Origin of the sequence: Streptomyces sp. NPDC127098 (assembly GCF_042722465.1) — a bacterium.
Lineage (GTDB): Bacteria > Actinomycetota > Actinomycetes > Streptomycetales > Streptomycetaceae > Streptomyces > Streptomyces millisiae.
The window spans coordinates 1-7490 of the sequence record NZ_JBHXFJ010000128.1 but is presented as its reverse complement, the minus strand read 5'-3'; the positions used below and the strand labels follow the sequence as shown (position 1 = coordinate 7490).

Sequence of the window (7490 nt, the reverse complement as noted above, 5' to 3'; positions counted from 1 at the left end):
CACCCGCCCCTGGGGGCACCTCCCAGCGTTAGCTGGGGGAGGGTGGCCTCGCGCGGCACGGGCCGCGTGGCCCGGCGGCGTAGCCGCCGCGGGCCTTGTACCGCGCGCAGCGCGGTCAGGCCCCCGCGCGCAGCGCGGAACAGGGGCGGTGGGTGGGGGAAAACCCCGGCGTGGCCGCCACCCCGCGCGGAGCGAAAAGGGCGGGTGGGTGGGGAGCAACCGCCCGGCCGCGCCGTCAGCGCAGCGGCCGCCGGTTCGCCAGAACCGGAACCGTACGGCGCGCCGCCGCCACCTCACCGAGGTCCACGTCGTGCAGCAGCAGACCCGGCTCCGAAGAGAGCCGCGCCCGCACCTCCCCCAGCGGGGACACCACCGCGCTGTGCCCGATCCCCGTCGGCGCCCTCGTGTCCAGCGGCGGGCCGACCGTCGACGGGTCGGCCTGGCCGGCGGCCACGATCCAGCACGTGCTGTCGAGCGCGCGGGCGCGCACCAGCACCTCCCACTGCTCCCGTTTCCCCGGGCCCGCGCCCCACGAGGCCGGCACCAGGATCAGCCCGGCCCCGTCGTCGGCCAGCCGCGTGAACAGGTCGGGAAAGCGCACGTCGTAGCAGGTGGCGAACCCGATCGTGGCCTCGCCGAGGTCGACCGTGACGGCCCGGCCGCCCGGGGCGACCGTCGCCGACTCGGCGAACCCGAACGCGTCGAAGAGGTGCACCTTGTCGTAGTGGGTGTCGACGCCGCGGCCGGTGATCAGCAGGGTGTTCCTGACCCGGCCGTCGTCGGCCGGGACGAACATGCCCGCCACCACCAGCACCCCGGTGCGCGCCGCGAGCTCCCGCACGGCCGTGGCCCAGGGGCCGTCGAGCGGTTCGGCGACCGGGCCGAGCGGGATCCCGAACCTGGCCATCGCCGCCTCGGGGAAGACCACCACGTCGGCGCCCCGCTCGGCGGCCCTCGTCGTCTCCCGTTCGATGGCCGCCAGGTTGTCCTTCGGTGAGACCCCGGAGGCCAGTTGGCCCACCGCGACCCGCACCGTGCCGGTGGTCGAACGCTCCGCCGCCATGCCTCTCCTCCGTAAGACCGATGAACGCCATAGGGGACCATGGTCGTATGGCAACCCATGTGATCACAGGGGCAGGTTCGGGAATCGGCGCGGCCATCGCGGAGCGGCTCGCCGAGCGGGGCGACGAGGTGTGGCTGTGGGCGCGCGACGCCGGTCGCGCGCGGGAGCTCGAGGCGCGTCACCCCGGCGCCCGCACTCTTGTCGGCGACCTGTCCGAGCCCGACCGGCTCTCCTGGGCGCTCGGCCACCAGTCGCCGCCCGACCGCCTCGACTCGCTGATCCACAGCGCCGGCATTATTGAGCTCGGCCCCGTCGGCGAGCTCACCCCCAAGGTGTGGCACGCCACCCTCGCGACCAACCTCATCGCGCCGGCCGAGCTGACCCGGCTGCTGCTGCCCCAACTGCGCGCGGCCCGTGGGCACGTCGTGTTCGTCAACTCGGGCGCCGGGCTGCACGCGTACGGCGAGTGGGGCGCGTACGCGGCGAGCAAGTTCGGGCTGCGGGCGCTGGCCGACGCGCTGCGCGGCGAGGAGGCGCCCAACGGCGTCCGGGTCACCACCGTCTACCCGGGCCGCACCGCGACGCCCATGCAGGAGAAGGTGCACCAGCAGGAGGGGCGGGAGTACGACCCGGACCGCTGGCTGGCCCCGAAGGACGTGGCCACCACCGTGCTCACCGCGCTCGACCTGCCGCGCGGCGCCGAGGCCACCGACCTGACGGTGCGCCCCACCGGGTGACCTACGTTGTCTGTCGTGACGAACAGTGCGACAGAGACGGCGCCCCAGGCGCCGCAGTGGAAGTTCCCCTGGGGCCCGGCCGCGGCCACCGGGGTCGGCTCGATGCCGGGTGAGGACGCCAGGGAGGCCGCCAGGATCGTGGCGGGCTCCCTGGAGACCCTGGTCCACCTGCCCGAGCTGCCGGCGCGCGGCCCGGGCGCCGACATGATCGGGCGCACGGCCGGGCTGCTCGTCGATCTCCACGCCCGGGTCGAGCCCAGCGGGTGGCGGATCGGCGACCGACCGGGCCGGGACACCCGCAGGGCCTGGTCCTGGCTCCGCGAGGACCTGGACGCGTTGGAGGAGTTCACCCAGGGCTACTCGGGCGCCCTCAAGGTGTCGGCGGTCGGGCCGTGGACGCTGGCCGCCGCCCTGGAGCGCCGCAACGGCGAGGCGATGCTGGGCGACCCCGGCGCCTGCCGCGACCTGGCGGCCTCGCTCGCCGAGGGGCTGCGCGGCCACCTCGCCGAGGTGCGCCGCCGGGTGCCGGGGGCCCGGGTGGTGCTGCAGCTCGACGAGCCCTCGCTCACCGCCGTGCTCACCGGCCGGGTGCCCACGGCCAGCGGCTACCGCACCCACCGGGCCGTGGACCGGGCGGTGGCCGAGGAGACACTGCGCGGCCTGGTCGCGGTGGCCGGCGACGACCCGGTGGTCGTGCACAGCTGCGCCCCCGGCGTGCCGTTCGCGCTGCTGCGCAGGGCCGGCGCCACCGCCGTCTCCTTCGACGCCCGACTGCTCACCGAACGTGACGACGACATGATCGGCGAGGCCGTCGAGGGCGGTACCGCGCTGTTCGCGGGCGTCCTCCCGGGCGACGGCGCCACGCCGGGTGAACTGTCAGACCCGGCCGGTACTGTCAGTGGAGTCAGATCGCTTTGGCGCAGGCTGGGGCTGTCCCCGGAGCTCCTCACGGAGTCCGTGGTGGTCACCCCCGCGTGCGGCCTCGCGGGCGCCTCCCCGGCGTACGCGCGGGCCGCGCTCGAGCACTGCGTCCGGGCGGCCAGATCCCTCGCGGACAACCCAGAGTGACGGGAGACGAGTCAGTGGCCGAATCCTCCAGGGCCTCCGCGGCCCGCACGGCCGGATCCGCGGTGCCCGAGTCCTCCGTGCCGCCCGAGGCCAGGGAGAAGCACGCCCGGCTCGCCGAGCAGGTCGAGGAGCACCGTTTCCGGTACTACGTGACCACGCCGATCATCAGCGACGCCGAGTTCGACCGGATGCTGCGGGAGTTGCAGGCCCTGGAGGAGGAGCACCCCGAGCTGCGCACGCCCGACTCGCCGACGCAGCAGGTCGCCGGCAGCTACGAGACGGAGTTCAGCTCGGTCGACCACCGCGAGCGGATGCTCTCGCTGGACAACGCGTTCGACGACGCCGAGCTGGACGCGTGGGCCGAGCGGGTCGCCGAGGAGCTCAAGGGGATCGACTACCACTTCCTGTGCGAGCTCAAGGTGGACGGCCTCGCGGTCAACCTGACGTACGAGCACGGTCGGCTGACCAGGGCCGCCACCCGGGGCAACGGCCGCACCGGCGAGGACATCACGCCCAACGTGCGCACCATCGCCGAGGTGCCGCAGCGGCTGCGCGGGGAGCGGGTCCCCGAGCTGGTCGAGATCAGGGGCGAGGTCTTCTTCCCCATGGAGCGCTTCCAGGAGCTGAACGCGCGGCTGGTCGAGGCCGGCGAGAAGCCGTTCGCCAACCCGCGCAACGCGGCGGCCGGTTCGCTGCGCCAGAAGGACCCGAAGATCACGGCGACCCGCCCGCTGCAGATGGTGGTGCACGGCATCGGCGCCCGCGAGGCCTTCGACATCGACCGCCTCTCCGGGGCCTACGAGCTGCTTGAGGAGTGGGGCCTGCCCACCGCCAGAGCCGCCAGGGTGGTCGACTCGCTGGCCGGGGTGCGGGAGTTCATCTCCTACTACGGCGAGCACCGGCACGCCGTGGAGCACGAGATCGACGGCGTGGTCGTCAAGCTCGACGAGATCCGGCTCCAGGGCCGGCTCGGCTCCACCTCGCGGGCGCCGCGCTGGGCCATCGCCTGGAAGTACCCGCCGGAGGAGGTCAACACCAGACTGGTGGACATCCGGGTCGGCGTCGGCCGCACCGGCCGGGTCACCCCGTACGCGGTGGTCGAGCCGGTCACGGTCGCCGGCTCCGAGGTCGAGTTCGCCACCCTGCACAACCAGGAGGTGGTCAAGGCCAAGGGCGTGCTCATCGGGGACACGGTGGTGCTGCGCAAGGCGGGGGACGTGATCCCCGAGATCCTCGGCCCGGTCGCCGACCTGCGGGACGGCAGCGAGCGGGAGTTCGTGATGCCGGCCGAGTGCCCCGAGTGCGGCACCGCGCTGCGGCCCATGAAGGAGGGGGACATCGACCTGCGCTGCCCCAACTCCCGGTCCTGCCCGGCCCAGCTGCGGGAGCGGATCTACTACCTGGCCGGCCGCAAGTGCCTCGACATCGACCACTTCGGCTATGTCGCCGCCGCCGCGCTCACCCAGCCGCTCGAGCCGACCGAGCCGCCGCTGCGGGACGAGGGCAGGCTCTTCGAGCTCACCGTCGAGGAGCTGCTGCCCATCAAGTCGTACGTGCTCGACCAGGACACCGGGCTGCCCAAGCGCGACCCGGAGACCGGCGAGCCCAAGGTCGTCACCTTCTTCGCCAACCAGCAGGGCGAGCCCAAGAAGAACACGCTGGCCATGCTGGAGGCCATCAAGGAGGCCAGGCGGCGCCCGCTGGCCCGGATCATCACCGGGCTCTCCATCCGGCACGTGGGCCCGGTCGCGGCCGAGGCGCTGGCCCGCGAGTTCGGCTCGCTCGACCGCATCGCCGAGGCCGGCGAGGAGGAGCTGGCGGCCACCGAGGGCGTCGGCCCCACCATCGCGGCCTCGTTGAAGGACTGGTTCGCGGTGGACTGGCACCGGGAGATCGTGGAGCGCTGGCGGGCCGCCGGCGTACGGCTCGCCGAGGAGACCGACAAGGAGGCCGGGCCCCGCCCGCTGGCCGGCGTCACGGCGGTGGTCACCGGCACCCTCCAGGGCTTCACGCGGGACGGGGCCAAGGAGGCGCTGCAGTCCAGGGGCGCCAAGGTCACCGGATCGGTCTCCAAGAAGACGGACTTCGTGATCGTGGGGGAGAGCCCGGGCTCCAAGTACGACAAGGCGGTTCAGCTCAAGGTGCCGATCCTCGACGAGGCCGGCTTCCGCCAGTTGCTCGAGCGCGGCCCCGAGGCGGCGCGGGAGGCGGCGTTGGTCACGGACGAGGCGGCTGGGGAAGGCGGGGCTGACGGAGAGTCGAACTCCTGAACTCTGGGCATATACCAGGAACATACGACCGCGCGAGGTGCTTTCGGTAACCGTCGGTGTTCCCTGCCCCTGCCGGCGCCGGGCGGCCTAGTGTGGGGTGGTGCGCCCGTCGCGGGCGGGCGAGAACGGCCGTGAGAGGGACCCGAATGCAGTCAGCTCCCGGGGGGAGACGGCCCCCACCACGCGATCACGCGTGGCTGTCCCGCTACATCCGACCGGCCGTGCCCGCGGCCGCCGGCATAGCCCTGCTCATCGGCGTCGTCCGGCTGCTCGCCGGCGGCCACGCGCTGTTCCCCGCCGACCGGCCCGGATGGGGCTTCGCCGTCCTCACCACACTGATCGTGGCCCACCTGGTCGCCTGGGGGCGGGACCGCTGGTGGAGCGGCGGCAGCGGCTCCGGCGCCGCGCTCGCCCTCGCGATGCTGCTGCTCTACGGCTGGGTCCCCGCGGTGCTGGTCAGCCTGGCGGTGGTCACCCTGGTCGGCGCCGCCCGTCGGGAGCGGCGCCGGGAGGCCCTGCTGCACGGCGCCATCGACGTGCTCGGCATAGGCGCGGCCGCCCTCACGCTCGCCGCCTGGGGGAACCGGCCGAGTATCGAGAACCGCTGGGAACCGGCCGCCTGGGAGCCCACCACCGTCCCCCAGTTACTCCTGGGCGCCGCCGCCTACCTGCTGATCACCCGCACCCTGCTGTGGCTCAGCAGCGACCCGCCGGGCGGCCTGTCGTCGCTCGCCACCGGCGTGCTGGTCCGGCAGGCGCTGGTCGCCACGGCCCTGCTGTGCATCGTCCCGCTGATCGTGGTGGTGGCCGCCCACAAGCCGCTGCTGCTCCCGCTGTTCGCGGTCCCCCTGATAGCCCTGGACTCCACCTTCTGGATGGCCAGGGACCGCGCCGAGGACCAGCTCATCGACCCGCTGACCGGACTGCCCAACCGGCAGTGGCTGCTGGAGCGTACCCGGGTCGCCCTGGAGGACGCCGACCGGGCCGGGGAGCGCTCCGCGCTGATCCTCATCGACCTCGACAGCTTCCGCTCGGTCAACGACACCCTCGGCCACCTCACCGGCGACCGGCTGCTGCTCCTGATCGCCGACCGCGTCCGGCGCGAGCTGCCCGAGGAGGCCGAGGTGGCCAGGCTCGGCGGCGACGAGTTCGCCGTGCTGCTGCCCAGGGTCGACTCCGCCACCAGCGCCCAGTGCGTCGCCCGCGCCATCCTCGGCTCCCTGAGCGCCCCCCTCGAACTCGACGGCCTGACCCTGGTGGTCGAGGCCAGCGCCGGCGTCGCCGTCTTCCCCGAGCACGCCCCCGAGGCGGAGGGCCTGCTGCGCAGGGCCGACGTCGCGATGTACGGCGCCAAGAGCGACCGCAGCGGCGTCGAGGTCTACGACGCCAGCCGCGACGGCAACACCCCCGACCGCCTCGCCCTCCTCGGCGACCTGCGGCGCGCCCTCGACGACGGCGAGGTCGAACTGCACTACCAGCCCAAGGTCCGCTTCGACGGCGAGGTCGCCGGCCTGGAGGCGCTGGTCCGCTGGCAGCACCCGGACCGGGGCCGGGTCCCGCCCGACGAGTTCATCGCCATCGCCGAGACCTCAGGACTCATGCCGCGGCTCACCGAGTACGTGCTGGAGACGGCACTCTGCCAGGTCGCCCGCTGGCGCGCCGCCGACCTCACCGTCCCGGTCGCCGTCAACGTCTCGCCCCGCGACGTCTACACCCCCGGCTTCGCCGGTGCCGTCGCCGCCCGCCTCGCCCGCCACGGCGTCCCCGCCGGCTCGCTCCAGCTGGAGATCACCGAGCACGTGATGCTGGAGGACCCCCAGCAGGCCGCCGACACCCTGGCCGGCCTGACCGGCCACGGCGTCCGCATGTCGCTCGACGACTTCGGCACCGGCTACTCCTCGCTGGTCCACCTGCGGCGACTCCCGGTCAGCGAACTGAAGATCGACCGCTCATTCGTGGCCCGCCTCACGGTCGACAGCGAGGACGCGGAGATCGTCCGCTGCACGGTGGAACTCGCCCACTCGCTGGGGCTCGTCGTGGTGGCCGAGGGCGTCGAGGACGACGAGACCTGGGAGCGACTCCGGGACCTGGGCTGCGACGCGGTCCAGGGCTGGCTGGTGGCACCGGCGATGCCGCCCGCGGAGACCACGGCCTGGCTACGCGCCCGCGAAACGGGCGTGGCCGCCCTGCCCGCCTCCACGGCCTGAGCCGCTGCGCTTGGCGTTGGCCACCGGCGGTTTCGCTGCGCGCTGTGCGTGGGCGTTGGCCCGCGGGCCCGGGCACCGGCGGCTTCGCCGCCCGGTGCCCGGGCGTGCGGCCGTGTCGGCGTGCGGCCGTGTCGGCGTGCGGCCG

Annotated in this window: 5 protein-coding genes; 4 read left to right on the top strand and 1 reads right to left on the bottom strand. The window is 74.1% G+C overall.

Annotation, left to right across the window (positions count from 1 at the left end; translation table 11 throughout):
- Nucleotides 1-235 precede the first annotated feature (235 nt).
- Nucleotides 236-1033 (bottom strand): carbon-nitrogen hydrolase family protein, encoded by a 798-nt coding sequence (locus ACFWI8_RS35915; RefSeq protein ID WP_387100367.1) that lies wholly within the window; start codon nucleotides 1031-1033, stop codon nucleotides 236-238.
- 77 nt (nucleotides 1034-1110) lie between these two features.
- Between ACFWI8_RS35915 and ACFWI8_RS35910 the strand changes: the two genes are divergently transcribed.
- From ACFWI8_RS35910 to ACFWI8_RS35895, 4 genes are all read left to right on the top strand, one after another.
- Nucleotides 1111-1800 carry an SDR family oxidoreductase gene (locus ACFWI8_RS35910; RefSeq protein WP_387100361.1) on the top strand — a complete coding sequence of 230 codons (690 nt, stop codon included), beginning with the start codon at nucleotides 1111-1113 and terminating at the stop codon, nucleotides 1798-1800.
- Nucleotides 1801-1815: 15 nt separating this feature from the next.
- Entirely contained in the window at nucleotides 1816-2868 is a 1053-nt protein-coding gene (locus ACFWI8_RS35905) for a methionine synthase (RefSeq protein ID WP_387100358.1), read from the top strand.
- 77 nt (nucleotides 2869-2945) lie between these two features.
- On the top strand, nucleotides 2946-5138 hold the full coding sequence (gene ligA, locus ACFWI8_RS35900; RefSeq protein WP_387100364.1) for an NAD-dependent DNA ligase LigA: 2193 nt from the start codon (nucleotides 2946-2948) through the stop codon (nucleotides 5136-5138).
- Between the two features lie 146 nt (nucleotides 5139-5284).
- A complete protein-coding gene (locus tag ACFWI8_RS35895) occupies nucleotides 5285-7345 on the top strand; it encodes a putative bifunctional diguanylate cyclase/phosphodiesterase (RefSeq protein WP_387100356.1) in 2061 nt (686 codons plus the stop codon).
- The last annotated feature ends 145 nt before the right edge of the window (nucleotides 7346-7490 follow it).

Coding starts and splice junctions, on each gene's coding strand:
- ACFWI8_RS35910 (WP_387100361.1), top strand. CDS start 1,111: ATGGCAACCCATGTGATCACAGGGGCAGGTTCGGGAATCGGCGCGGCC.
- ACFWI8_RS35895 (WP_387100356.1), top strand. CDS start 5,285: ATGCAGTCAGCTCCCGGGGGGAGACGGCCCCCACCACGCGATCACGCG.